The sequence below is a fragment of the Pseudomonas sp. EA_35y_Pfl2_R111 genome (assembly GCF_963970955.1).
GTDB lineage: Bacteria > Pseudomonadota > Gammaproteobacteria > Pseudomonadales > Pseudomonadaceae > Aquipseudomonas.
The window spans coordinates 334,515-359,196 of record NZ_CAXAOM010000004.1 but is presented as its reverse complement, the minus strand read 5'-3'; the positions used below and the strand labels follow the sequence as shown (position 1 = coordinate 359,196).

The window sequence follows — 24,682 nt, the reverse complement described above, 5'->3', positions numbered from 1 at the left end:
GCAGAATGCGCGCGTCCTAGGGGAGTAGTCTCCCGCGAGCGCCAGCTCGCCCGGCACGCGTCAACATACTTGCTCAGCAGAGCATGGCGCGTGCGACCCAAGGCCCACTCAGAGGGGCCTGCGGTTTGACCAGACCTATGACACGCACACCTTACCCGGGGCGGGAAGGCTGTACGTGTCATAGCCGTGTCGACCCGCCCCTTTAGGAAAGCCTGATGCTCGAATCCCTGTTTGTTCCGACCTTTATCGTTGCCTTGGCCGAAATCGGCGACAAAACGCAGCTGCTCGCCTTGCTGTTGGCCGCGCGCTTTCGCAAACCTTGGCCGATCATCTGGGGTATCGTGGTCGCCACCCTGGCCAACCATTTCGCCGCCGGCGCGATCGGCAACTGGGTTGCAGGCTTCTTTTCCCCCGCCACCTTGAGCTGGACTCTTGCCGCCAGCTTTGTAGCCGTAGCCCTGTGGACACTGATCCCCGACAAGCTGGATGACGATGAAAGCTCCAAGCTCAAACGCTATGGGCCATTCATGACGACGCTGATCGCGTTCTTCCTCGCGGAAATGGGCGATAAGACCCAGGTCGCCACAGTGATGCTGGCCGCGCAGTACCCGCACTTTATCCTGGTGGTGATCGGTACCACTCTTGGCATGCTGCTGGCCAACGTACCGGTGGTGCTGGCTGGGAATTGCGCGGCCGAGCGCCTGCCACTGACCCTGATCCGCCGCCTGGCGGCCTGCGCCTTTGCCGCACTGGCGGTGTATGCCAGCTATCAGGCACTGACATTCAGCGGGCTTATTTGACATCAAGTTGACGCCAGGGTGCTGGCGTTTCGGCCAATACTTCGGCTTCCCGGCGGCTGCTACAGTGCGCAACATCCTGCCCACTCAGCAGTCAGGGAGACACCGATGTCACTGGATGATCGGAAAAAACTGGTACGTCACCATATCGAGTTGTCGTGGAACAAAGGCCGCACCGCGCTGGCCGAGCAACTGCACAGCAAAGACTTTCTCTACAAGAGCTCGTTTATCGGCAGACCGCTGACCAGCCCTGCGTTTGCCCAGATGGTGCAGGACATACGCCATGCCATGCCCGACCTGCAGGTGGTGATTGAGGAATGCATCGCCGAGCATAATAAGGTTGTCACCTGGAGCACTCTGATCGGCACCATCCAGAAGCCTGCACTCGGCTACCCACCCAGCGACAAGATACTGAGCATCTCGGCCATGGCCTTCTGGACCATTACCCCAAGCAATGAAATTCAGGAAATTTGCACCATGTTCGACATGGAAAGCTTTCGCTCACAACTGGGCCTGGCGACCCAGCCTTTTGCAGCCAAGGCACTGCCTTGAACAATTAGCGCTCAACAAAAAGCCCCCATCTGGGGGCTTTTGTTTACAGGGCTTTAGCGTGCCTGTTCATACAACGGCATCACCTTGGGAATCGCCGCCTGCAGGGAAGCGATCCGACTGCTTGATGCGGGGTGCGTGCTCATAAACTCAGGCGGTGCACCTTCGCTGGCGGCGGCCATTTTCTGCCACAGACTGACCGCGGCATTGGGGTTGTAGCCACCACGCGCTGCCAGTTCAAGACCGATCAGATCGGCCTCGTTCTCATTACCACGGCTGTTCGGCAGCATCATGCCGTACTGCACGGCTGCGTCGGCCAGGGCCAAGCTGTCAGAGCCCAGACCGAGCAAGGCACCAGCGCCCTGCTTGGCCATCTCAACACCATAGGCTTTGGACATCGCCTCGCGGCTATGCTCGCGCAGAGCGTGGGCCATTTCATGCCCCATGATCGCGGCGATCTCATCGTCGGTGAGCTTGAGCTTCTCGATAATCCCGCTGTAGAAAATGATCTTGCCGCCCGGACCGCAGTTGGCGTTCAGCTCAGGGCTCTTGATCAAGTTGACCTCCCACTGCCACTGCGCCGCATCCGGACGAAACAATGGGGCATGCTTGATCAGACGACCGGCAATGGTGCGCAGGCGCTTGGCGTTATTACTGGTCTTATCCAGCACACCCTTGCTGGACGCTTCGCCCAGAGTCTGCTGGTAAGACTGGGCATACATCTGATTGACCTCTTGGGTCGAGAGCATGCTGAACATGTATTGCTTGCGCTCAACACCTACGGCACCGCCACTGGTGGTGTTCACAGCCTGGCAGGCTGTCAGCAGGCTGCAGAACGCCAGACTGGCCAGGCGAAATGGGATCTTCATGTCAGCTCTCCTTCACGACAGGGACCGTATGCTAGGCCGTGCACCTGGGCAAAACAACCCGCACAACTTGCACTAAGCCGCACAAGGCTCTTTGCTAGTGGCAGGGGCGAGCTAATGCTTTGAAGCTACGCTGCCGATAAGCCAGGGACGGGTGCAACCAACACGTTTAGGAGTCCCTATGCGATTCAAGTCGATCCAGTCCTCCGTTGCACTTATGGCGGGGGCTAGCATCCTGGCTGTGGTCGTCGCCCTGGTGCTCTACGCCCTATTCACCAGCGCGCGTACCCAGACCCACGTGCAAGAACGCACCCAGGGCCTATTAGAGGATGTGATCGAGCAACGCTTGAACGCTCTGGCCAAAGCACAGGTCGGCCAGCTGCAGCGCCAGTTTGAGCACCCCATGACCGTGGCAAAATCCCTGGCCACCCTCAACAGCCAGATGGGCAGCACGGATGGCAGCACGGATGGCAGCCCCGGCATCAGCCTGACCCGCGAAGAACTAAGCAGCCTGGTCGGTGTATACCTCAAGGCCAACCCGGAACTACTTGACCTCTACATCGGCTGGGAAGCCAACGCCTTCGATCAGGACGACGACCTCTACGTCAATCAGAAGGAAAGCGGCTACGACCATACCGGCCGCTTTATGCCGTGGTGGTACAGGGATGGCGACCAACTGAAGCTCGACGCCTTGACCGTGGAGCAGATGGAAAGCGAAGAGGTTCAACCTACCGGGGTGCGCACGGGTGAGTACTACCTGTGCCCCAAGGAAACTGGCAAGCCCTGCGTGATTGACCCAGCCTCCTACGACTTCGGCGGCAAGCAGGTACTGGTCGCCGCCTTCAACGCGCCGATCATGGTCAATGGCCAGTTCCGCGGCATTGCCGGCAATGATCTGGCCCTGGACTTTATCCAGGAGCGCTTGAATACAGCCAAAGGCGAACTCTACGACGGCGCCGGTGAACTTGCCCTGATCGCCGCCAACGGCACCCTGATCGCCGCGACCCAAGACGCCTCATTGATAGGTCAGCCGGCCAGCAAGGTGATTGATGCCGAGCTGCTGAGTCAGCTCAAGCAAAGCAGCAACGATCAACCGATCAACAAACTCGACGAGCAGCGCCAACTGCTGCAACTGCTGCTGCCGTTCCAGGTCGCCGGCACCTCGACACGCTGGACCCTGGCCATCGTGCTGCCGACCAGCGCGGTATTTGCCAATCTGAATGAGTTGCAGGCCGGGCTTACTGAGCAAGCTGAAGCTGACACCCTGGGTATGGCTTTGGTGGGCCTATTGGTTGCCGGTATTGGCATGCTGGTGATCTGGTTTGTCGGCTACGGCATCGCCCGTCCGCTGCGGCAGATGGTGACCATGCTTGACGACATCGCCCAGGGCGATGGCGATTTGACCTGCCGCCTGGAGGTGAACCGCAGTGACGAACTGGGCGACATCGCCAAGGGCTTCAACACCTTTCTCGGCAAACTGCAAAGCATGATTAGCCAAGTCGTCAGCTCGGTACAGAAAGTCAGTGACTCCTCAGAGCACACAGCCGACATTGCCATCCGCACCAATACCGGGGTGCAGAAACAGCTGGCGGAGATCGAACTGGTCGCCACCGCCGTGCATGAAATGACCGCCACCGCCCAGGACGTGGCGCGCAACGCCACCCATGCGGCCGAAGCGGCCAGTCATGCGGACCGCGCGGCTAATCAGGGTAAGCAGACGGTGCAACACACCGCCGATGCAATTGCCGCTCTGGCGCAGGAAATCGGCCGCGCAGTCACCGTGGTGCAAACCCTGGCCAAAGACAGCGAGAACATCACCGCCATCCTGGTGGCAATTCGCGGGATTGCCGAGCAAACCAACCTGCTCGCACTCAACGCCGCCATTGAGGCGGCACGCGCAGGCGAACAGGGCCGCGGCTTTGCCGTTGTGGCCGATGAGGTGCGCAATCTGGCGCAAAAGACCCAGAAAGCCACCGAAGAAATCCAGACCATGATTCAGCAGCTGCAACAGGGTACGCGCGACGTGGTCACGGTCATGGAAGACAGCCAAAGCAAGACCGAGATCAGTGTGCAACAGGCCAGCCAGGCCGCCGAGGCACTGGAATCTATCACCCAGGCGGTCTCGGTGATCAACGACATGAACACGCAGATCGCCAGCGCGGCCGAAGAACAAAGCGCGGTGGCCGAGGACATCAACCGCAACGTCACCAATATCGGCCAGGTGGCCAATGAAGTGGCTGGGGGTGCCGACGAAGCCAGCCAGGCCAGCGCCGAGCTGACCAAGCTGGCCGAACAGCAACGCCGGCTGATCAACCAGTTCAAGGTCTGATCAAGCAGCAACAAAAAGGCGGACTGCCATAACAGTCCGCCCTTTTTTATACCGCTTTGGCTACGCCGGGGTCAGGCACTCAGGCGCATCCAGCTTGGGATCGTTGATCAGATTCGCCAACACCCGCTCGCGCAGCGCCGGTTGCGGGCTCGCCAGCAAGGCCTGCAACTCGGCCGCTGGGGTATCGGCAACCAACCAGGCAGCCTGGCCGGCCTCATCGAGAATCAGTGGGCGTCGCTGGCTGGCTGCCGCCTGAGTTACCACCGCCGCGCTCAGGTAGACGCAACCCTCAACCGGATAGGCCTCCCACAATGCGGCGAAATACAGCGGCGTGGTCTCACCGCTGAGCCAGTACGGACGCTTGCGCGCGGTGCCCCGCCACTCGTAAAACCCGTTGGCGGGCAGCAGGCCGCGACGCAAGCGAAACGCCTCACGAAACATCGGCTGCTCGGCCAGGGTTTCCGCACGGGCCTGGGCCGGGGTTTTGGTCAGATCGGTCAACCAGGGCGGCGTCAGCCCCCAGCGCGCGCGGGTCAACTGGCGCTCACCCTCGACATTGCGCAGCAGCAACACCTGGCTATTGGGCGAAATGCTCCAGTGCGGTAACTGATCAGCAGGGAAACCGGGAATCGCCGCAAATGCAGGCGTCCAACGGAACAGGGCATAACGTCCACACATGGGAAACTCGATAGCGTTCAGCAGTCAATGTACCGACCAGACGGCCAGCAAGAATTAGGTCAGAGGGACGCTGCCAGATTTTTTAGCAGAGCAACGAACCTTGAAAACTTTCAGGCTCATCCGTCGGCAGCGGCAGCGCAGCATTGTACGCGGCGATCAGCTGTCGTGCGCTGTGCGCCTGGTCATCCTCAACCATCACCCCGAGCAAGCCGCAGGCGGGTAACTCACCCACCGCACCGGCCAAATGCTGCCCAGTGAGATAAGCCTCTATCCCCTCACTGGCCAGCATAACCAGCAGCAGTTCGCCCTCCATCAGGTCCTGCGGCTCGTAGATTCGCTGCATCAGTCATTCTCCCCGCGCACGTCCAGGCTCCAGTCCTCACCATCGGTCTGCAGCGAACATACGATGGGCCGACAACACACTGGGCAGTCTTCGATGTACTGCTGATCGCCGGCGGAAAGGTCGAGCAGCGCCTCAACCTGCTCGCCACAATAAGGGCATTGGTAGTCCTGGCTTTCCAGCATCGCTGTCTCCTTGTGACTTGGGCGTATAATCGCCGGTCTATAGCTGGCCCTGCAGTCGCGCAACATGCATTGTCGCGCGCGACGACCAGAGCACTGAGCATCTCCACAGCCACCCACAACAAGAGAGCATGATGGGCGAATTCGATGCCATCCGACCTTACGCCGACGCCGAAGTCCCTGCCGTGCTGGCGCGCCTGCTGGCCGACGATGCGTTTCTCGGCATCCTCACCCAGTTCCGCTTCCCGCGCCTGGCATCGTCGCTAGGCTGGCTGCTTAAACCACTTATAGCCTATCGCCTGCGTCTTGAGTTTCGCGACGTGAGTTCTGTGGCGCAATTGCAAACGCGTATCGAGAGCTATGTCGACCACACCATTGAGCAAGCCACCGATGGTGTGAGCTACTCCGGCATCGAACATCTGCAGGCAGGCAAGGCCTATCTGTTTCTCGCCAACCACCGCGATATCGTTATGGACCCGGCGTTTGTCAATTACGCGGTGTACCACGCCGGCCTACCCACGCCGCGCATTGCCATCGGCGACAACCTGCTGCAGAAGCCCTTTGTCAGCGATCTGATGCGCCTGAACAAGAGCTTTATCGTGCACCGCTCGATCAGCGGACGGCGCGAGAAACTGGCGGCTTATCAGCTGCTGTCGGCCTATATCAATCATTCGATCCGCAATGATGGCGAGTCGATCTGGATCGCCCAGGCCGAAGGCCGCGCCAAGGATGGCGATGACCGCACGGATTCGGCGATCCTCAAGATGTTCCATATGAGCCGCAAGGGCGAGCCGTTCGCCGAGGTAATCGACGCCCTGCGCCTAACGCCGGTATCGATCAGCTACGAGTACGACCCCTGCGACCAGGCCAAGGCCCGCGAGCTGTTTATCCGCGCCAGCAGCGGCAGCTACACCAAGGCCGCCGGCGAAGATGACCAGAGCATCGCCCTCGGCATTACCGGCTACAAAGGCCGCGTGCATGTGCACTTCGGTGCGCCGGTCAGTCAGGGCCTGGAAGACAGCAAACTGCTGGCAGCGGAAATGGACCGGCAGATCCTTACCGGTTATCGACTGTTTCCCGTGCATTACCTGGCCTACGCCATGTGGGCGGACCGCGACCCGGAACTGACCGTGCCCAGCGCCGCCGAGCTATTCCCCGCAGCAGAACTCAGCGCAGCCAAGAACGAATGGCAGCGGCGCCTGGCCAACTGCCCAAGCGAGCAACAGCCCTACCTGATCCTGCAATACGCCAATCCGGTGCGTAACCAGTACCGGATCAAGGCCGGCCTACCGCTGTAGGGACGTGCAGGCAATAAAAAACGGCAGCCACTGGCTGCCGTTTTTTATTGCCGGATAAACCCAGTTACAGCTGCGTGCTAAACCAAGACAGCAGCAGTGCCGACGCCAGGCAGGCATAAGCAAAACGGTAGAAAAACTGGTTCAGGCGCAGGGTCGGCTCGTCAAAGGCATAGGCCTCATCCGCCAGTTCATTCAGCTCACTACCCGCCAGCCACCGCGCCTGCGCACGCTGCTCGCGCATGCGGGTGGCCAGCAGCAACCATGCGCCGGCCAGGGCAAAAAACAGCGCCAACCCATTCAGCCACTGCCCAGGCTGACCTTCGATCAGCAACCAGAGCGCTTGCAACGACATGCTCAACCTCTACTTCTATAAGGCAGGCGATCAACGTCGCGCCTGATTATCAGCAAACCCGAAGCAGTATCGGGCAGTCCAAATACGGCCGCGGAGTCTACCGGAGGTTGCCGCACCCGCGGTTCGATTCCGACGAATCGCAGTCGCTATGACCAAGCGGTCTAAACACTGTCATTTTCCTGAGCTATGGTCTAACACTCGTCCCAAAGCCTTGGCCACACAGGCTTCGTGCACGGCGACCGGCCTTAATATCCATGGAGGATCACACCATGCTGCATGCCCAACCCCAAGACCGCGACTACCTGATCGATTCGCTGGATGACGTGGACGCCGTCATCGATGGCCTGTCGTTCAATGTGCAGGACGACCACTGGCTGGTCTACTGCGCCATGGGCGGTCACGAGCACTACGCCCTGCCCGACATAGACACGCGCACCGGCATGAGCCTGCCGGAGTTTTACAGCGAGGCGGCCTAAAACCGGGGTTATCGCTGCAGGCGCGCAACTCGCAAATGTAAAAAAGCCCGGAAAATTCCGGGCTTTTTAATTACTGCGCTAAGGCTTACTGCGCGAGCATCTGGCTGATGGTCGGGTCTTTGAAGGCGCGGGTCAGGGCATCGCTCAACACATCGCTGATCAGCTTGGTGTTGGTCGCCTGATTCGGCGCCATGCCGAAGCGCTGGTTCAGCGAGGCGCCATAACGGCCACTGTAGCGACGGCTGCTGTTCTGCACATCGAGACGGAAGGTGGCGGTCATATCCGCTTCGGTCACGTACATCCCGTCTTTCGGCGACTGATACTTCAGTTCGGCCAGAGTCAGGGTCAGCTGCGGCGCGTTATAGGCATTCGCGCTTGGGGTAAAGCCGAGCAGACGAACCGCCGCTTCCGCCTGGGCCTGCAGCTTGGGCAGGATGTCCTGACCGGTCACGCTGATCGCACTGGTTTCCGGGTAAAGGCCGCCACGGGTGCCCAATACGGGAGAAGGACGACCATCGGCCACGCGCACCACCACCGGCTGGCCCTGGCCAACCGCGGTCAGCGGGCTATTGAGTTTGGGTTGTGGGCTGAGTTGTTGCGGGCTGTGGGCGCAACCCACCAGAGTAAGGCTGGCAACAGCCACCAGACCAAACAGCAGACGATGCAGCATGCTCAACTCTCCATAAATAAGGGGCAGAAGTGGCGCGCAGTATAACCAGCGCGGTAAATGCCTGACAGCGTTGCTTGTTAGGACGTCCAAGGGGGTAACAGGTTCCCGTAACGCCTTTGTCATGCGCATCAGGCATAAGACTTTAGTCTTCCCTGCTCATGAGTGATTCGCCATGTTCTCACTGCGCAACCTACTCGCCCCACGCCGCCCGATGCGCTCATTTGCCCTGATCGATGCGCAAAGCATCTGCCGCGCGTTACGCCATTCAGCCCAGGTACCACAAGGCTCCGGCTGGATTGAGGTGCAACACAGCTGCCCAAGCTGGCTCAATCGACCGCTGCCTGCCGGCGTCAGAACCGCCCAGGTCACGCCATGCCTGCGCGTGCAGCAAACGCTGGCGGCCTGACCGGCGGAAGAAGAAAAGTCACACCAGGCGATCAATTTTCCTGCTTTGCCCTTATAATCGCGCCCCGATTATAAGGACGCCTCCTGTTCGGGCCCTGCCGTCACGCTGATGCACCATTCATCGGCCGCGCCCCAGAGAGTCGCCCACTTCGCGCTGCCTTCCGGCCGCCGCTTTTCCCCCCGTGAAATGCCATGCAGTTGCTGCAATGGTCGCTTTATATCGTGGAAAAGTCGGCCCTGGCAGACGTGTTTTGAGGTTCACGACTCCAAAAGAGCGTGAAAAAACGGTTTGGAAAACTTCACAAGAGTGTGGCGAAAATGAACGATCTCGCGGTTGGCATCTGCACCCAGAAGCCTGCTTCTTTCAACCCTGAGCGTCTCGCCGACTGCTGATTAGCTGTGTGCGTACACAAGCTGACTAACGTCTATTGAGTGCTGGTTTGCGGAGAAGTGGTAATGGCGCAAAACGATTACGAAACAATGGATGTGGTGCTGGTTGGTGCCGGCATCATGAGTGCGACCCTGGCCGTACTGCTGAAAGAGCTCGACCCGGCGATCAAGCTGGAAGTGCTCGAGATGATGAGCAGCGCGTCAAGCGAAAGCTCTTACCCGTGGAACAATGCGGGCACTGGCCATGCGGCCCTGTGCGAGCTGAACTACACGCCGGAAGCTGAAGACGGCTCGATCGACATCAAAAAGTCGGTGACCATTAATACTCAGTTCGAGGAATCCAAGCAGTTCTGGGCCTACCTGGTCGAGAAAGGTCGCTTTGGCTCGCCTAAATCGTTTATCAGCCCAATTCCGCACTTAAGCTTCGTGCGCGGCCAAAAAGGCATCGACTTCCTGAAGAAGCGCTTTAAGGCGCTGACAACCCATCACGCTTTCAGCGAAATGGAATACAGCGAAGACCGCGCCACCATGGCTGAATGGATGCCGCTGATGCTCCCGGGTCGCGACCCGAACGAGCCCATCGCTGCCACCCGCGTAATGGCCGGTACCGACGTGAACTTCGGCGCACTGACGCTCCACCTGCTCGAGCACCTGCGCCAGCAGAACGAAGCCAAAGTCACCTGCAGCCAAAAGGTCGTTGGGATCAAGCGCAGTGGTCAAGGTTGGCGCGTCAGCGTCAAGGACCTGAATAACGGCAGCAACCGCGAAATTCAGGCTAAGTTCGTCTTCCTCGGCGCCGGTGGCGCGGCGCTGCCGCTGCTGCAGATGTCCGGCATTCCGGAAGGCAAAGGCTTTGGCGGTTTCCCGGTGAGCGGCCAGTGGCTGCGTTGCGACAACCCGGAAGTGGTCAAGCAGCACCAGGCCAAGGTCTACAGCCAGGCAGCAGTCGGTTCGCCGCCGATGTCGGTACCGCACCTGGATACCCGCGTCGTGGAGGGCAAGACCTCACTGCTGTTCGGCCCTTATGCCGGTTTCACCACCAAGTTCCTCAAGCGTGGTTCGTTCCTCGACCTGCCGCTGTCGATCCGCTTCAACAACATTGGTCCAATGCTGGCCGTAGCGCGCGACAACTTCGACTTGACCCGCTACCTGATCAAGGAAGTACTGCAGTCCGAAGAGAAGCGTTTGGAAACCCTGCGCGGCTTCTATCCAGAGGCCAAAGCTGAAGACTGGCGCATCGAGATAGCCGGCCAACGCGTACAGATCATCAAGAAGCATGCGAAGAACGGAGGCATCCTGCAGTTCGGAACCGAACTGGTGGCAGCACAAGACGGTTCTCTCGCCGCACTGCTAGGCGCCTCGCCAGGCGCTTCGGTAACAGTCTCGATCATGCTTGATCTCATCCAGCGGTGCTTCGGCGAACAGGTGAAGTCAGAGCAATGGCGCACCAAACTGAACGAGATCTTCCCGGCCATGGCTGACGTTCTCGCCAGCGACGCCGAACGCTACCGCGAGGTGCAGTCGCGCTCCGACGCGCTGCTACAGCTGGAACAAACCGTCAGCGCCTAAACCGCGCTGCAATAAAAAATTGCAGGGAGCAATTTTTAACGTCGCGCCAGCGACGGTCCGAAGGGTAGCCGCCAGGGATGGCAGGCAATAAAAAACCGCCTCTAGGGGCGGTTTTTTATTGCCTGCCGGGGTGATCAAGTCAGGCCGATGCAGCCATAGAGCGAAAACTGAAGTAATGCCGCAGCGCATCGACCATCTCAACATAGTCACCAGGCGGTGCGACCAGGGCGAAGCCTGAGTCATAGCAACCTGGGGTGACATCCTCTCGGGACCACTGGCAGGTGGCTGAGAAATCAATGTAGTGCTGCGCATCGTGCCCAGGGATCTTCAAGCGCATGTCAAAGCGTGCGCCCACCAGCAGGGGCAGCTGACTGATCAGCATCAGTCCGTCCAGGGAGACATTGCCGATATAGCCCATAGGTTTATCGGTGATGCGATTGAACACCTTCAGGTAGTACGGCAACTGATGCCGCTCGATGCTGCGCTGAATATGTTTGGACATAGTGGCAAATCGCTATAGATGGCCATTGAGTATGGCCCCACTACTGCGCTTAAACCAGTTTCAGGAACAGCGTTCAGACATCCGGCTCTGCAATTGCTGACGGGCGGTATCGAGCTGATCATCACTGTAGTAACTACGCTCGCCGTTCGCTTCGGTGCGGTAATAGCTGCGCCCTTCAGGGATCGAGGCCAGTTTTTTGCGTAATTCGCTGCATTCCTCGGCACGCTTGGCCTGGTTATCCGCAGCCACAGCCGACGCCTGCGCCTGCTCCTCGCGGCGCGCCTCATAGAAACGATTGGTGCGCTCTTCGCGCTCACGGGTCAGCTGGTCACGCTCGACCACCTGCGGCTTGACCTCGACCTTCTCAGCCCCGACTGCCGCTGGACGCTGACCGAAATGCACCTGGCCATTGGCATCGGTCCAGCGATAGATTTCCGCAGCCGCCAGCCCCGGCAATAATAATAGGCACAACAAGACGCGCATGGATTCCTTCCCGTAAAACCTCAGCTTACCGCCGAGAATAGCCTTCTATGGCCTGTAACGACCAGCGGTCAGGGTTTGACCGGCGTAACCTTGACGGCCACATCGACGCCGTCATGTCCCAACTGGCGAAGGGTGTCCATGCGTGCACGTGCACGGTAGGCGTACTCACTGGCCGGGTAGTTGGTGACGATGAATTGATAGGTCTGCATGGCATCGACGAACAGCGCCTGACGCTCCAGGCACTGGCCACGCAATAGGGAGATTTCCGGCTGCATATAACGCCGCGAGCGGCTGTTTCGCTCGGCCTTGGAAAGCGACAGGATGGCCGCCTCGCACTCACCGCGGTCGTAGGCCTGATAGGCACTATTGAGGTGGTGATCGAACGAGTAACGGTTGCAGCCCGCCACACCCACCACCAGCAGAACAATAAACAGTATGCGCATAAGCCTCTCCTCCAATGAGCAGTGTATCGACTGCCTCGGAAAATTCTGCAGCAACATATCCTCTGATGGGTAATGCCGCCAACCACTTGGCCAGCGCTCACACGTCTGACTAGACTGGCGCGCAATGGCCATTGCGCCCAGGAGCTGTCATGTTGCCTTCCTCTCGCCCGCTAGTGCTGCTGTGTTTCGCCCTGCTGAGCGCCTGCTCGCCCACCACGCCTCTGTTTATTGCGCAGATCACCACTAACGAAGTGGTCGAATACAAGACCCTGAAGAACAACCGCATGCTCGCCGCTATCGAGGATGAAGGTGATCTGCTGACCTACAGCGCCCAGGCCATCCGCGATGCCAAAAGCGAACAGGCCGAGCAGCTGTACCTCACCGGTTACCGTGACGAGAAGCTCAGCGACGAGGTGCGTGCGATCTCGCTGTACCAGATCGGCCTGCTGTATATGAACCGCTTCAACGAACAGCGCGATGACAACAAGGCGCTCAACTACTTCTATCAGGTGCTCAACCAGTTCCCCGCCAGCCGCGCTGCGGAACGGGCCGAGGCGCGTATCGTGATGATCCGCGAGCGGGCAGACGAGCCGGTGCACAAAACCTCGCGCGAACTGCTCGCGCACTGGAAGCCCAATCAACAGCTCGACCTGTACAAGCCTAGCCTTGATGCGGACATGACCCTGCTGTCGCGCCGCGCCGTACTGAAAAACCGCGTCGGCGAAGCCGAAGAGCTCTACCTGCTGGCCCTGAGCGACCCCGGCATCCCCGCCGATATCAAGGAAAAGGCCCTGTACCAACTCGGCCTGATGTACCTGGCTCCGGACAATCCCCTGGCCAGCCGCGACAAGGCCATCACCTACCTGCGCCGCCTGCTGGTGCAATACCCTGGCAGCGAGCTGAACGACAAAGCCGCCCGTCATCTGGATCAGGCGCTCAATCGCTAAACCCTCGGGCCGGCAAGGTAGTGCAGAGGAACAATGACTACAGGGTTGCGGCATAGTAGCCTCGCGTAACGTCGAAACTCAGGAGCCTGTGCATGACCGTTCGCCGCACCAAAATCGTCGCCACCCTCGGCCCATCCAGCAACAGCCCCGAAGTGCTTGAACAGCTGATCATCGCTGGCCTGGATGTCGCCCGCCTGAATTTCTCCCACGGTTCGCCCGATGAGCACAAAGCCCGCGCCAAGCTGGTCCGTGAGCTGGCCGCCAAGCATGGCCGCCACGTTGCCCTGCTCGGCGACCTGCAAGGCCCGAAAATCCGCATCGCCAAATTCGCCAACAAACGCATCGAACTCAAGCTCGGCGACCGCTTCACCTTTTCCACCAGCCACCCGCTGACCGCCGGTACACAAGACATCGTTGGTATCGACTACCCGGACCTGGTCAAGGATTGCGGCGTCGGTGACGAGCTGCTGCTCGACGACGGCCGCGTGGTGATGCGCGTTGTCAGCGCCACCAGCGATGCCCTGCACTGCGAAGTGATCATCGGCGGCCCGCTGTCCGACCACAAAGGCATCAACCGCCGTGGCGGTGGCCTGACCGCGCCGGCACTGACCGAGAAAGACAAAGCCGACATCAAGCTCGCCGCCGAGATGGAGCTGGATTACCTGGCGGTGTCCTTCCCGCGCGATGCCGACGATATGCACTACGCACGCAAGCTGCGTGATGAAGCCGGCGGCACCGCCTGGCTGGTGGCCAAGATCGAGCGCGCCGAAGCGGTCGCCGACGACGAAACCCTCGATGGCCTGATCCGCGCCAGTGATGCGGTAATGGTTGCCCGTGGCGACCTGGGCGTGGAAATCGGCGACGCCGAGCTGTGCGGCATCCAGAAGAAAATCATTCTGCACGCGCGCCGCCACAACAAGGCGGTGATCACGGCGACGCAGATGATGGAGTCGATGATCCAGAACCCGATGCCGACCCGCGCGGAAGTCTCCGACGTGGCCAACGCCGTGCTCGACTACACCGATGCGGTGATGCTCTCGGCAGAAAGCGCCGCTGGCGCTTACCCGCTGGAAGCGGTGCAAGCCATGGCGCGGATTTGCCTGGGCGCGGAAAAACATCCGACCAGCAAGAAGTCCAGCCATCGCATAGGCACCGAGTTCGAGCGTTGCGACGAAAGCATCGCCCTGGCGGCCATGTACACGGCCAATCACTTCCCCGGTGTGAAAGCGATCATCGCCCTCACCGAAAGTGGCTACACGCCGCTAATCATGTCGCGCATCCGCTCTTCGGTGCCGATCTTCGCCTTCTCCCCACACCGCGAAACCCAGGCCCGCGCGGCCATGTTCCGTGGCGTCTACACCGTGCCGTTCGACCCAGCCGCTTTGCAACCGGCCGAAGTCAGTCAGGCTGCGGTGGACGAGCTGCTCAAGCGCGGCGTAGTGCAGGCCGGCGATTGGGTGATTCTGACCAAGGGTGACAGCTACCACACGATCGGCGGCACCAACACCATGAAACTGCTGCATGTCGGTGAAGCGCTGGTGTAACCAGCCTCGCGCCACCGAAAAGGCCGCTCAAACGAGCGGCCTTTTTATTTGCACTGTGAGTGCTGCCATCTAGAAAGTGATACCGAGAGGCGTCGCCGTGCTGTTCTAATTAACGGGCCCACACGGGACCTAGAACGCCCAAGACGTAGAATATATATAAATATAAACCCGCTATTTTTAAGTAAGCGTTGACGGAAACTTTTAGTGGAGATAAAGAAACCAGAACCGCGCCACAAAACTCATCGTCTAAAAATCACGCCGACAGGCACATAAAACTTTAACCCGTAAAACACCTACACACTTAACATGGAAACCTTCTATATAGACAAAGCACAATTAAATAACTTTTATCACCCAACACCACTGGAGATATATGTAAAAGGATTACCAGGCAGCATCACAACAACAAGACAACTACCAATACAACAACCCCATATAGTTAAAAAATAACCCATAGACTAATCCACGACACATAGAAGAAAAATCAACATCCAGACGACTGGGATTGACGCAAGCCCTGCAGCGAACTACACCGTAAAAGAGCAATTCCTTGGTTCTCGGTTCACAACCTACACTCACACCGCAGAGGCATCGCTTTAGCTATTGCCTGCCTTTATGACCATCCAAATGGAAGCAGGAAGCAAAGGATATGGGCGTACTTGGCGGTCCGGTAGCGAGTTTTCTCCTTCTCCTCACCATGGCGTGGACCCTGATTGGGGGCGGCGTTTTTTTCATCGCAAACACCGAATTCCACTACGTAGAAAAGCGCATTGTCGATCACGAGCGTGAAACGGTCGAAATCATTAATGATGAACTTTCGGATCGTGTAAGCGAACTGATTGGCGACATTTCCTATTTAACGGGAATGCCCCGCTTGCAAGAGTCCCTCACAACGTCAACGCCTGAAGACCTGACTCGCATAGCGGAAAACATCATTGCATATACCAATGCCAATCGCGGAATTGACCAAATTCGTTGGATCGATGAGTCCGGCAAGGAGCTTCTGCGTGTTAACACTGTCGAGGGTCAAGCCCGTCGCGTAGCGCAGAATAAATTACAAGACAAGTCGAAACGAACTTATTTCATTGAATCGATCAAATTAGATCCAGGCGGCCTTTATATTTCCCCCCTGGATCTGAATATCGAGAATGGTCAAATAGAGCGTCCCTATAAACCCACGCTGCGTGTCGCCACTCCTCTTTTCAACAAATCGGGTAAGCGTCGTGGCGTACTGGTCATCAACTACCTGGGCGAATCCTGGTTGAAGATACTCAGGGATAACAGTTCAGACATGATGCTGCTGAACGCTGACGGCTACTGGTTACAGAGCGGCGAGGCCATGGATGAATGGGGATTTGTCTTGGGTCAGCCGAACACACTCGCCTCTCGCCATCCGGCAGCCTGGCAAGCGATAAACAGTGCGCCCCAGGGAGAGGTATGGCTGGCCGACGGTCTATGGAGTTGGCACAACCTATTCCCACTGCAGGAGGCCCGCCGCGTGTTCCATCCGCGAGGTTACGGCTCAAAGGTTGCGGTCGTCGGCGACGCTGAATATGTCTGGCGGGTGGCCTCGTTCGTTCCCATGGCGGTGCTGAATGAAGAAAAAGCGCGCATATGGCGAACACTGGCCCCCATCGCCGGTTTGTTGTTTCTGATCGCGGCCTTGGTCGCGGCCTGGGTTATCCGCTCTCAATTTCAGATCGCACGACTCAATAAGGCGTTAGCCGTTCGTGCCGAGGCGGCAGAAGCCGCTTCGCGTGCCAAGGCCAATTTTCTGGCCAATATGAGCCATGAAATTCGCACCCCCATGAATGCGGTACTTGGCCTGGCTTATCTCTTGGAAAAAGCCGATTTGTCGGAAGATACGCGCGATATGGTGCATAAGATCCGCATCGCCGGCCGTTCACTGCAGGGCATCATCAATGACATTCTGGACTATTCGAAGATCGAGTCAGGGCACCTTGAAATCGAGCACGCGTCGTTCCGGTTAGCGGACATCCTGGATAATCTCGCGACGGTCATGGGCACCAATGCCGGGGATAAAGACCTCGAATTGATCATCTCTCCCCCTCCGGGTATCGACCAGCTGCTGGGGGATGCATTACGTATTGAGCAGATACTGGTCAATCTCACCGGCAACGCTATCAAGTTCACTGACCACGGCGTCGTGAGCGTTCTCATCACACAGGTAGAGGCAGACGAGCAGCAAGTCACCTTGCGTTTCGCCGTGCGCGACACTGGCATCGGTATTTCCGCTGGACAGCAGAGGGAACTGTTTCAACCATTCACCCAGGCGGATGCCTCCACCACTCGCAGGTTTGGCGGCACAGGCTTGGGGTTATCCATTTGCCAGCGGTTGGTCGCATTGATGGGCGGAGAAGTCGGCTTAACCAGCGCCCCCGGCCAAGGCAGCGAGTTCTGGTTCACCCTGACGATGCAGAGAGCCCCAGCGACCGCGTTGTATCCCGCAGCCATGGCAAACCTCAAGGTGTTGATCGCCGATGACAACCCCATAGCGCGTGAAGCTTTACGGATAACCGCGAGCGGCCTTGGTTGGAACCCGCAGGTCGTTTCCTCCGGCGCCGAAGCGGTTGAGCAGGTGCTGGCAGAGCAGGACCAAGAGGCACCATGCGATGTCATCGTGCTCGACTGGAAAATGCCGGGTATGGATGGCCTGCTCGCGGCCCAGACCATTCACTTCGAGCAGAAGGCCGGCCATGCACCGATAATCCTCATGGCTACGGCCTATTCTCGCGAGGTGCTTCTCGAGCAGCCAAATGCCGACATGATCGAAGAAGTGCTGAGCAAACCGGTAACGCCATCCAGTCTCTATAACGCCGTGGCGCGGGCGCGCAGGCTGCAAATTATCGACTCGACAATCGAGAACGAAAATACCCAGCGCCTCAAGGGCGTTCGCCTGTTGATTGTCGACGATAGCGAGATCAACCGTGAAGTCGCACAGCGCATCTTCGCCGGAGAAGGCGCGTTGGTCGTGCTGGCCAACGACGGCAAGGAAGCCTTGGACTGGCTTGGAACGCACGTCGGCGAAGTCGATATCGTGCTGATGGACGTGCAGATGCCTGTCATGGATGGCTATCAGGCGACCTGTGCTATTCGTGCCAACCCCGCGTTGGCGGAGCTCCCGATCATCGCGCTGACGGCTGGCGCATTCAAAGCCCAACGGGATGCGGCGCGTGCGGTTGGCATGAATGATTACATCGCCAAGCCTTTCGATGCAGAAGCTGCGATCGACTTGATCAGACGCCTGGCCGCCAAGGGCAAGGTCGAGACCGGGCGAGCCCAGACCAGCGACCTCACCCAGTCGTTACATAAGGCGGCGCAAGGGCGAATGCCTGAGCTGCCAGGCATCAACGTCGGACGTGGTCTGGCGCTGTGGGGCGACGAGGAAACCTATCGGCGCTATTTGCGCAAGTTCGTGAGTGAATTCGGTGACAGCGCCCAGGTGTTGGCAACAGCCGACCTCAGCACGGCCCAAGCGCTACTCCACAAGCTCAAGGGAGTAGCGGGAAACCTAGCGCTCGACGATGTCTTCACCGCAGCAAACGAGTTCGAATCCTTACTCTATGCTGATGAAGATACCAGTACGGCGACAAGCGCCTTTCGCGCCGCCATGGATTGCGCGTTGAACTCGATTGAGACCTATGCCCCTGACGCTCAGTCAAACGCTGTCGCAAGCCGGCAAGCTCTTGATGAGCCCACGAGTAGCAGAGAATTGGAGTCACTATTTCAGCAACTTTTGACAGCATTCGATCAGGACAACCCGTCAATGGTGGAGCCGGTTCTGTACGTTCTGGCTGAGCATCTTTCACCCGAGCACCTGGCTCCCCTCGCGGAAGCCAGCGAAAACTTCGATTTCCGCGGTGGCGAGACAGCTATTCGTGCACTGGCGGATGAAATGGGCCTGTCGTTGAGGGATTAACCATGCTCAATGGACCTTTGTTAATTGTCGATGATGAACCGCAAAATCTCGCAGCCATGCGCCAAGTGCTCGAAGCGGATTATTCGCTGGTGTTTGCACGCAATGGCGCAGAAGCGCTGCTAGCCGCTGAAAAGCATTGTCCCTCTTTGATTCTGCTCGATATCCAAATGCCAGGGGTTGATGGTTACGGTATCTGTCGGCAGTTGAAGGCCAACCCAGTTACCGAGTCGATCCCAGTCATCTTTGTCACGGCCATGTCCGAAGTCGGCAACGAGACCGCAGGCTTTGCGGCCGGAGCGGTCGACTACATCGTCAAACCAATCTCCCCGCCCATCGTGCGGGCTCGTGTGCGCACACATCTCTCGTTGGTCGATGTAAAGCAATTGGAAACCAGCCATCGCGATGCGATCTACATGCTGGGTGAAGCTGGACATTTCAAAGACACTGACACCGGCGCACACATTTGGCGAATGGCGGCCTATGCCAGCACGCTCGCCATGGCGAGTGGCTGGAGCGAGCGGGATTGCCAGTTGTTGGAGCTCGCAGCGCCGATGCATGACACCGGCAAGCTGGGCATACCCGATGTGATTTTGCGCAAGCCAGGCAAGCTCAATGACGCCGAGTGGCTGGCGATAAAGGAACACCCGCGCATTGGTCACGACATCCTTATCAAGAGTGCAGCACCGGTTTTCCAGATGGCCGCAGAAATAGCCTTGCGGCACCATGAGAAGTGGGATGGCAGTGGGTATCCCGATGGGCTTGCGGGCGAGGCCATTCCCGAATCAGCACGCATCGTGGCGGTGGCGGATGTCTTCGATGCGCTGGCGATGAGACGCCCCTACAAAGATCCCTGGCCTATCGAACAAGTCCTGGAGGCACTGGAAAAGGGCTCGGGAAACCATTTCGAACCCCGGTTGATCGAGGTGTTCGAGTCAATCCTGCCAAAGATTCTCCAGATCAAGGCGGAGTGGGAGAGCAAGGAGAGGAAAAACCCTGCTCTCGGGTCTGGAAGCGTGCCGACCTCCACAAAACACGAATCACCTGCATGAGGCACGCTGAGTTTCGTGCATTCCAACAACGCGTAGCTTTCGTCCAATACCGCGCGCGAGTTAACAGCAGCGTGGCCCCCACCTCGGTCTCAACAAGGTAGCGATCCGCCCGCTTATGTTTCGGCTCAAGCAAACTTGCTGAAGTCCGGCGTGCGCCGCTGCATAAAGGCTGTCAGCGCTTCAATAGCTTCCGGCGAGCGCAGCCGTTGCCCGAACAACGCCCCCTCCTCCTCGATGACCCGGCGCAGCTCTTCACGTCCTGGCGCGCGCATCAGCCGTTTGCTGTCCGCCACCGCCGCTGGTGCCAATTGCTGAAAGCGCAGGGCCATTTCGCGGGCCTTGGCCAGGGTTGCCGCGCCGCTATCCAGCGCCTGATTGGCGATGCCCCAGGCTGCGGCCTGCTCACCGGTAAAGCTTTGCCCCAACAGCAGCAGTTCGGCAGCGCGGGCGTGGCCGAGCAAGCGCGGCAGAATCAGGCTGGAACCGTATTCAGGACACAGGCCGAGGTTGACGAAGGGCATCTTCAGCGTGGCGTCATGACTGACATACACCAGGTCGCAGTGCAGCAGCATTGTGGTGCCGATGCCCACGGCAGGACCGTTGACGGCGGCCACCACTGGTTTGCTGAACTCGAACAGCGCCTGCATAAACTGGAACACTTCGCTGTTCAGCCCGGTCGGTGGCGCCTTGATAAAGTCTGCAACATCGTTGCCGCTGGTAAAGCAGCTCTCGCCGCCGGTGATCAGCACGGCGCGCACGCTTGTATCCTGATCGGCCTGCACCAGCACTTCGGCCATGCCGCTGTACATGGCGCGGGTCAGGGCATTCTTCTTATCGGGGCGGTGCATGCGCAGGGTCAGCAACCCTTGCTCACGCTCAACCAGCAGGTGCTCACTCATCATTGTTCCTCACGGCAGGCCACCCGCGAGCTGAAAACCTGAGTGGCTAGCGCGCGTGGGGCAAAAAGACGTCAGCGAAAACCTGGCTACGCGGCAAACCCGCCAGATACAGGCGGCGCGCAAAGGTTTCGACGCTGTCGGGGTGGCCGCAGAGTAAGGCGATGGTCTGCCGCGAAACAAGGCGCAGTTCGGCCAAAGCAGCCGGCAACTCGGCCGCCACAATCAGCTCGACCTTTACTTGAGGATGGCTGGCAGCCAACGCCTGTAAGGGCTCGGCCAGGTAATGCGCGGGCGCATCATGGGCCAGGTGAATAACCCGGATAGCGCCCTGATGCTCCTGGCGTAGCGCCTCGCGCAGCACCCCATACAACGGCGCCAGCCCGGTGCCAGCGGCCATCAGCCAGAGCGGGCGGGTTTGCCAGTCCGGGTCATAGTGCAACGCCGCACCGCGCAATTCGCCCAGGCGCAGGCTGTCGCCCGGTTGAAACGCCCGCGCCTCCGTGGCAAAGGCGCCGCCCTGGCGGCAGTCGATATGAAATTCCAGCCAAGGATCATCGCCAGGCAGACTGGCCAGCGAATAGGGTCGGGCAATACCGTCTTCAGTCCAGAGTTGCAGGTGTTGACCAGCGCTGTAGCGCAGCGGCCGCTGTGGGGTCAGACGCAGGCGCAGCACGTCGTTGCTGAGCCAATCGCAACTGTGAATAACGGCAGGGGCCGCATCGCGCAGCGGGTCGAACACCTCGACCTGCACGTCCTCGACCACCCGACACTGACAGGCCAGGCGCCAGCCCTGTTCACGTCTTGCCTCGTCCAGGGCTTCTGGCTTGCCATCGAGCAACTCGCCGCCCACACAACGCACCAGGCAGGCATGGCAACTGCCGGCGCGGCAGCTATAGGGCACGGCGATGCCGGCAGCCAGCAGGCTGTCCAGCAGATTACTGGCGGGGGCGACCTCAAGGCTGCGTCCCGCGGCCCGCAACTCAGGCATCCACATCCTCCCAGGTCGCCGCGCAACGGTTACGCCCGTCGCGTTTGGCCTGGTACAGCGCCTGGTCGGCACGTTGCAGAGCTTCGTCGAGATCATCGTGCACGGTCAGCAGGGTCATGCCGATGGACACGCTCAGGCTGGCCACCTTAACCCCCAGCGGCTCGGCGCGGCTGAAAGCCTCACGCAGGCGCTCGCAGCAGGCGGTGAACTGATCGGCTTCGGTATTGGGTAACAACAACACAAATTCCTCACCGCCGTAGCGGGCTACCACATCACCATCGCGCAGGCAGGCGCGGGCGACGGCGGCGAATGTTTGCAGAACGCGATCCCCGGCGGCGTGGCCGTGGATATCGTTGATCCGCTTGAAATGATCCAGATCGAGTAGCGCCAGGCCATGTTGGCGCCCATGACGCAGCCCTTCCAGCTCACGGCTGGCCAACCGTAGGAAGTGCCGGCGGTTACACAGGCCGGTCAACTCATCCGTGGCAGCCAGGTCTTCCAGCTGGCGCATCATGCCACGCAGCGTGTCTTGATGCGCCTGCAGGGCAAAACGCCGCTGGCGCATACGCTGACGCATGGCTTGAGCATAACTGGCAAACAGACACAACCAAACCAGCACCACCGCCAGCACGCACGTCTGCATCAGCGCCACACGCGGCTCGCTCAACTGCAGAGTATAGGCTTCATACAAGTTCAGGCCGGCAAAGCCGAAGAAGGCAAACAACGCGCAACGGGCGAAGACCCGCGGCGGCAGCTGAAACACGCCGAATAACAGAATCAGCAGGTAGATCACCAGCATGCTGCCGCGGCCTTCGCTGAACAGCGCCAGCAGCACAGTCAGCCAGGCCAACGCTACCAACACCTGAGGTTCGGTCAGGCTGGGGTCGGCTAAACGCAGATTGAGGCGGGACAGAAACAACCCGAGGAACCCCAGCTGGCTCAGGGCGGCCAGGGCGGTAATGGTCAGCGCAGCTAGGGGCGAGGCATGAAATAACCCGGCAAACACGCTGATCCAGCACAACAGCCCGGTCAGCGCATAGGTTGCCACTGCCATGCCGAAACGCTTCAGCAGCAGGCTTTGCAGAGATCGCTGGGTTACCCGCTGGCTACTTAGGCTCATGGGTTTATGGGCTCCGTCCCATGCTGGCATCTAGCCGCCACTGTACCCCTGTGCTCTGATAATGCCTAGGCCACTGCCGCGTCATTAGTCGGCTCAAACGGCCGACCAGCGACCATGGTCTGGGGCCGTACAGGTGTCCGCCTGACGGTGCGCACGGTATACTGCCGCGCCTTTTTATCTTGTGCTTTGGCCTTGTCCTTTGACCTTGATAGCCCTGCGCCGGGCCGTGACCCAGCGCTGTTCGAAGTTCCTGCCCTACTCCTACCTTTACAAAAAGGAGCGCCAAGCATGACCGTGATCAAGCAAGACGACCTGATCCAGAGCGTCGCCGACGCCCTGCAGTTCATCTCCTATTACCACCCCGTGGATTTTATCCAGGCCATGCATGAGGCCTACCTGCGCGAAGAGTCCCCCGCCGCGCGCGACTCCATGGCGCAGATCCTGATCAACTCGCGCATGTGCGCCACCGGTCATCGGCCGATTTGCCAGGACACCGGCATCGTCACCGTATTTATCCGCGTCGGCATGGATGTGCGCTGGACCGGCGCGACCATGAGCGTCGACGACATGATCAACGAAGGCGTACGCCGCGCTTACAACCTGCCGGAAAACGTCCTGCGCGCCTCGATCCTCGCCGACCCAGCCGGCGCGCGGAAGAACACCAAGGACAACACCCCGGCCGTGATCCACTACAGCATCGTCCCTGGCGACAAGGTGGAAGTGGACGTCGCGGCCAAGGGCGGCGGCTCCGAGAACAAGTCGAAGATGGCCATGCTCAACCCGTCCGACTCGATCGTCGACTGGGTACTCAAGACCGTACCAACCATGGGCGCTGGCTGGTGCCCACCGGGCATGCTCGGCATCGGTATCGGCGGCACCGCCGAGAAAGCCGCAGTAATGGCCAAGGAAGTGCTGATGGAGCACATCGACATCCATGAGCTGAAAGCCCGCGGCCCGCAGAACAAGATCGAAGAGATGCGTCTGGAGCTGTTCGACAAGGTCAACCAGCTGGGCATCGGTGCCCAAGGCCTGGGCGGCCTGACCACCGTGCTCGACGTGAAGATCATGGATTACCCGACCCACGCCGCCAGCTTGCCGGTGTGCATGATCCCCAACTGCGCCGCCACCCGTCACGCCCACTTCGTACTCGACGGCAGTGGCCCGGCCGAACTGGAAGCGCCGGATCTGTCCGCCTACCCGGAAATCGTCTGGGAAGCCGGCCCGAGCGCGCGCCGCGTCGACCTCGACACCCTGACCCCGGAAGACGTACAGAGCTGGAAACCGGGCGAAACCGTGTTGCTCAACGGCAAAATGCTCACCGGCCGCGATGCTGCGCACAAGCGCATGGTCGATATGCTGAACAAGGGGGAAGAGCTGCCAGTCGATCTCAAAGGCCGCTTTATCTATTACGTCGGCCCGGTCGATCCGGTGCGTGAAGAAGTGGTTGGCCCAGCCGGCCCGACCACTGCCACGCGGATGGACAAGTTCACCCGGCAGATCCTCGAAAGCACCGGCCTGCTGGGCATGATCGGCAAGTCCGAGCGCGGCCCGATTGCCATCGAAGCGATCAAGGACAACAAGGCCGTGTACCTGATGGCCGTTGGCGGCGCTGCTTATCTGGTCGCCCAGGCGATCAAGAAATCGCGCGTGGTGGCCTTCGCCGAGCTGGGCATGGAAGCCATCTATGAGTTCGACGTAAAAGACATGCCCGTCACCGTTGCGGTCGACACCAAGGGTGAGTCGGTGCATATCACCGGCCCAGCAATCTGGAACAAGAAGATTGCTGACAGCCTGGCGGTTGAGATCAAGTAAGCCTTACGGCAACCCCAACAAACCCGGCCACGTGCCGGGTTTGTTGTTTCTAGC

General features: G+C 59.5%; 24 protein-coding genes, 1 pseudogene and 1 riboswitch. Of the genes and pseudogenes, 13 read left to right on the top strand and 12 right to left on the bottom strand.

The features are described from left to right. Positions 1–7 precede the first annotated feature (7 nt). A riboswitch (yybP-ykoY riboswitch) is annotated at positions 8–139 on the top strand. A 76-nt stretch (positions 140–215) separates the two neighbouring features. Both AACY25_RS17155 and AACY25_RS17150 read left to right on the top strand, forming a co-directional pair. Next, positions 216–800 (top strand): TMEM165/GDT1 family protein, encoded by a 585-nt coding sequence (locus tag AACY25_RS17155; RefSeq protein ID WP_339526156.1) that lies wholly within the window; start codon positions 216–218, stop codon positions 798–800. A 105-nt stretch (positions 801–905) separates the two neighbouring features. Continuing rightward, positions 906–1,349, top strand: coding sequence for a ketosteroid isomerase-related protein (locus AACY25_RS17150; protein ID WP_339526155.1), 444 nt, complete (start codon positions 906–908; stop codon positions 1,347–1,349). Positions 1,350–1,402: 53 nt separating this feature from the next. Here the strand turns inward: AACY25_RS17150 and AACY25_RS17145 are convergent, their stop codons facing one another. Next, positions 1,403–2,215 (bottom strand): M48 family metallopeptidase, encoded by an 813-nt coding sequence (locus AACY25_RS17145; RefSeq protein WP_339526153.1) that lies wholly within the window; start codon positions 2,213–2,215, stop codon positions 1,403–1,405. Between the two features lie 178 nt (positions 2,216–2,393). Here AACY25_RS17145 and AACY25_RS21055 point away from each other — a divergent pair. Then, a pseudogene (locus AACY25_RS21055) lies at positions 2,394–3,683 on the top strand (HAMP domain-containing protein); the annotation flags it as partial. A 15-nt stretch (positions 3,684–3,698) separates the two neighbouring features. Next, positions 3,699–4,541, top strand: coding sequence for a methyl-accepting chemotaxis protein (locus AACY25_RS21050; protein WP_445262166.1), 843 nt, complete (start codon positions 3,699–3,701; stop codon positions 4,539–4,541). A 60-nt stretch (positions 4,542–4,601) separates the two neighbouring features. On the opposite strand, the gene AACY25_RS17135 is transcribed toward AACY25_RS21050, so the two are convergent. The 3 genes from AACY25_RS17135 to AACY25_RS17125 form a co-directional block, all read right to left on the bottom strand. Beyond that, positions 4,602–5,219, bottom strand: coding sequence for an SOS response-associated peptidase (locus AACY25_RS17135; protein ID WP_339526149.1), 618 nt, complete (start codon positions 5,217–5,219; stop codon positions 4,602–4,604). Between the two features lie 82 nt (positions 5,220–5,301). Further along, the gene (locus AACY25_RS17130; RefSeq protein ID WP_339526147.1) at positions 5,302–5,562 is read right to left on the bottom strand and encodes a putative signal transducing protein; all 261 of its coding nucleotides are present in this window, start codon (positions 5,560–5,562) and stop codon (positions 5,302–5,304) included. After that, complete coding sequence (locus tag AACY25_RS17125) at positions 5,562–5,744, bottom strand: CPXCG motif-containing cysteine-rich protein (protein WP_339526146.1); 183 nt, start codon at positions 5,742–5,744, stop codon at positions 5,562–5,564. Before AACY25_RS17125 ends, AACY25_RS17130 begins: the two co-directional genes overlap by 1 nt. Before the next feature lie 128 nt (positions 5,745–5,872). Between AACY25_RS17125 and AACY25_RS17120 the strand changes: the two genes are divergently transcribed. Beyond that, positions 5,873–7,039, top strand: coding sequence for a 1-acyl-sn-glycerol-3-phosphate acyltransferase (locus AACY25_RS17120; RefSeq protein ID WP_339526144.1), 1,167 nt, complete (start codon positions 5,873–5,875; stop codon positions 7,037–7,039). A 64-nt stretch (positions 7,040–7,103) separates the two neighbouring features. Here AACY25_RS17120 and AACY25_RS17115 read toward each other — a convergent pair whose 3' ends face one another. Continuing rightward, the gene (locus tag AACY25_RS17115; RefSeq protein ID WP_339526142.1) at positions 7,104–7,391 is read right to left on the bottom strand and encodes a hypothetical protein; all 288 of its coding nucleotides are present in this window, start codon (positions 7,389–7,391) and stop codon (positions 7,104–7,106) included. 269 nt (positions 7,392–7,660) lie between these two features. On the opposite strand from AACY25_RS17115, the gene AACY25_RS17110 reads away from it, so the two are divergent. Next, on the top strand, positions 7,661–7,867 hold the full coding sequence (locus AACY25_RS17110; RefSeq protein ID WP_339526140.1) for a hypothetical protein: 207 nt from the start codon (positions 7,661–7,663) through the stop codon (positions 7,865–7,867). Between the two features lie 85 nt (positions 7,868–7,952). On the opposite strand, the gene AACY25_RS17105 is transcribed toward AACY25_RS17110, so the two are convergent. After that, the gene (locus AACY25_RS17105) at positions 7,953–8,537 is read right to left on the bottom strand and encodes a YajG family lipoprotein (protein WP_339526138.1); all 585 of its coding nucleotides are present in this window, start codon (positions 8,535–8,537) and stop codon (positions 7,953–7,955) included. A gap of 172 nt (positions 8,538–8,709) precedes the next feature. On the opposite strand from AACY25_RS17105, the gene AACY25_RS17100 reads away from it, so the two are divergent. Beyond that, positions 8,710–8,943, top strand: a complete 234-nt coding sequence (locus AACY25_RS17100) for a hypothetical protein (protein ID WP_339526137.1) — start codon at positions 8,710–8,712, stop codon at positions 8,941–8,943. Between the two features lie 455 nt (positions 8,944–9,398). Next, entirely contained in the window at positions 9,399–10,901 is a 1,503-nt protein-coding gene (gene mqo, locus AACY25_RS17095; protein ID WP_339412799.1) for a malate dehydrogenase (quinone), read from the top strand. A gap of 139 nt (positions 10,902–11,040) precedes the next feature. Here mqo and AACY25_RS17090 read toward each other — a convergent pair whose 3' ends face one another. The 3 genes from AACY25_RS17090 to AACY25_RS17080 all read right to left on the bottom strand — a co-directional run bounded on the left by AACY25_RS17090 (position 11,041) and on the right by AACY25_RS17080 (position 12,329). After that, complete coding sequence (locus AACY25_RS17090; RefSeq protein WP_339526135.1) at positions 11,041–11,403, bottom strand: PilZ domain-containing protein; 363 nt, start codon at positions 11,401–11,403, stop codon at positions 11,041–11,043. A 60-nt stretch (positions 11,404–11,463) separates the two neighbouring features. Continuing rightward, positions 11,464–11,886, bottom strand: coding sequence for a DUF4124 domain-containing protein (locus tag AACY25_RS17085; protein ID WP_339526133.1), 423 nt, complete (start codon positions 11,884–11,886; stop codon positions 11,464–11,466). Positions 11,887–11,954: 68 nt separating this feature from the next. Continuing rightward, entirely contained in the window at positions 11,955–12,329 is a 375-nt protein-coding gene (locus tag AACY25_RS17080; RefSeq protein WP_339526131.1) for a tetratricopeptide repeat protein, read from the bottom strand. 149 nt (positions 12,330–12,478) lie between these two features. On the opposite strand from AACY25_RS17080, the gene AACY25_RS17075 reads away from it, so the two are divergent. The 4 genes from AACY25_RS17075 to AACY25_RS17060 all read left to right on the top strand — a co-directional run bounded on the left by AACY25_RS17075 (position 12,479) and on the right by AACY25_RS17060 (position 19,809). Then, positions 12,479–13,276 carry a tetratricopeptide repeat protein gene (locus tag AACY25_RS17075; RefSeq protein WP_445262161.1) on the top strand — a complete coding sequence of 266 codons (798 nt, stop codon included), beginning with the start codon at positions 12,479–12,481 and terminating at the stop codon, positions 13,274–13,276. Positions 13,277–13,368: 92 nt separating this feature from the next. Then, entirely contained in the window at positions 13,369–14,820 is a 1,452-nt protein-coding gene (gene pyk, locus AACY25_RS17070) for a pyruvate kinase (protein ID WP_339526129.1), read from the top strand. A gap of 649 nt (positions 14,821–15,469) precedes the next feature. After that, positions 15,470–18,760 carry a response regulator gene (locus AACY25_RS17065; protein ID WP_339526127.1) on the top strand — a complete coding sequence of 1,097 codons (3,291 nt, stop codon included), beginning with the start codon at positions 15,470–15,472 and terminating at the stop codon, positions 18,758–18,760. A 2-nt stretch (positions 18,761–18,762) separates the two neighbouring features. Continuing rightward, positions 18,763–19,809, top strand: a complete 1,047-nt coding sequence (locus AACY25_RS17060) for a response regulator (RefSeq protein WP_339412788.1) — start codon at positions 18,763–18,765, stop codon at positions 19,807–19,809. A gap of 125 nt (positions 19,810–19,934) precedes the next feature. On the opposite strand, the gene AACY25_RS17055 is transcribed toward AACY25_RS17060, so the two are convergent. From AACY25_RS17055 to AACY25_RS17045, 3 genes are read right to left on the bottom strand one after another with little or no spacing between them, the layout of a single operon-like run. After that, positions 19,935–20,708 (bottom strand): enoyl-CoA hydratase, encoded by a 774-nt coding sequence (locus AACY25_RS17055; RefSeq protein ID WP_339526126.1) that lies wholly within the window; start codon positions 20,706–20,708, stop codon positions 19,935–19,937. A 46-nt stretch (positions 20,709–20,754) separates the two neighbouring features. Then, complete coding sequence (locus tag AACY25_RS17050) at positions 20,755–21,696, bottom strand: iron-sulfur-binding ferredoxin reductase (RefSeq protein ID WP_339526125.1); 942 nt, start codon at positions 21,694–21,696, stop codon at positions 20,755–20,757. Continuing rightward, positions 21,689–22,816 (bottom strand): GGDEF domain-containing protein, encoded by a 1,128-nt coding sequence (locus tag AACY25_RS17045; protein WP_339526124.1) that lies wholly within the window; start codon positions 22,814–22,816, stop codon positions 21,689–21,691. Before AACY25_RS17045 ends, AACY25_RS17050 begins: the two co-directional genes overlap by 8 nt. 288 nt (positions 22,817–23,104) lie before the next feature. Here AACY25_RS17045 and AACY25_RS17040 point away from each other — a divergent pair, with 288 nt between their 5' ends. Then, positions 23,105–24,628: a fumarate hydratase gene (locus AACY25_RS17040; protein WP_339526122.1), complete on the top strand. Its 1,524-nt coding sequence runs from the start codon at positions 23,105–23,107 to the stop codon at positions 24,626–24,628. Positions 24,629–24,682 lie beyond the last annotated feature (54 nt).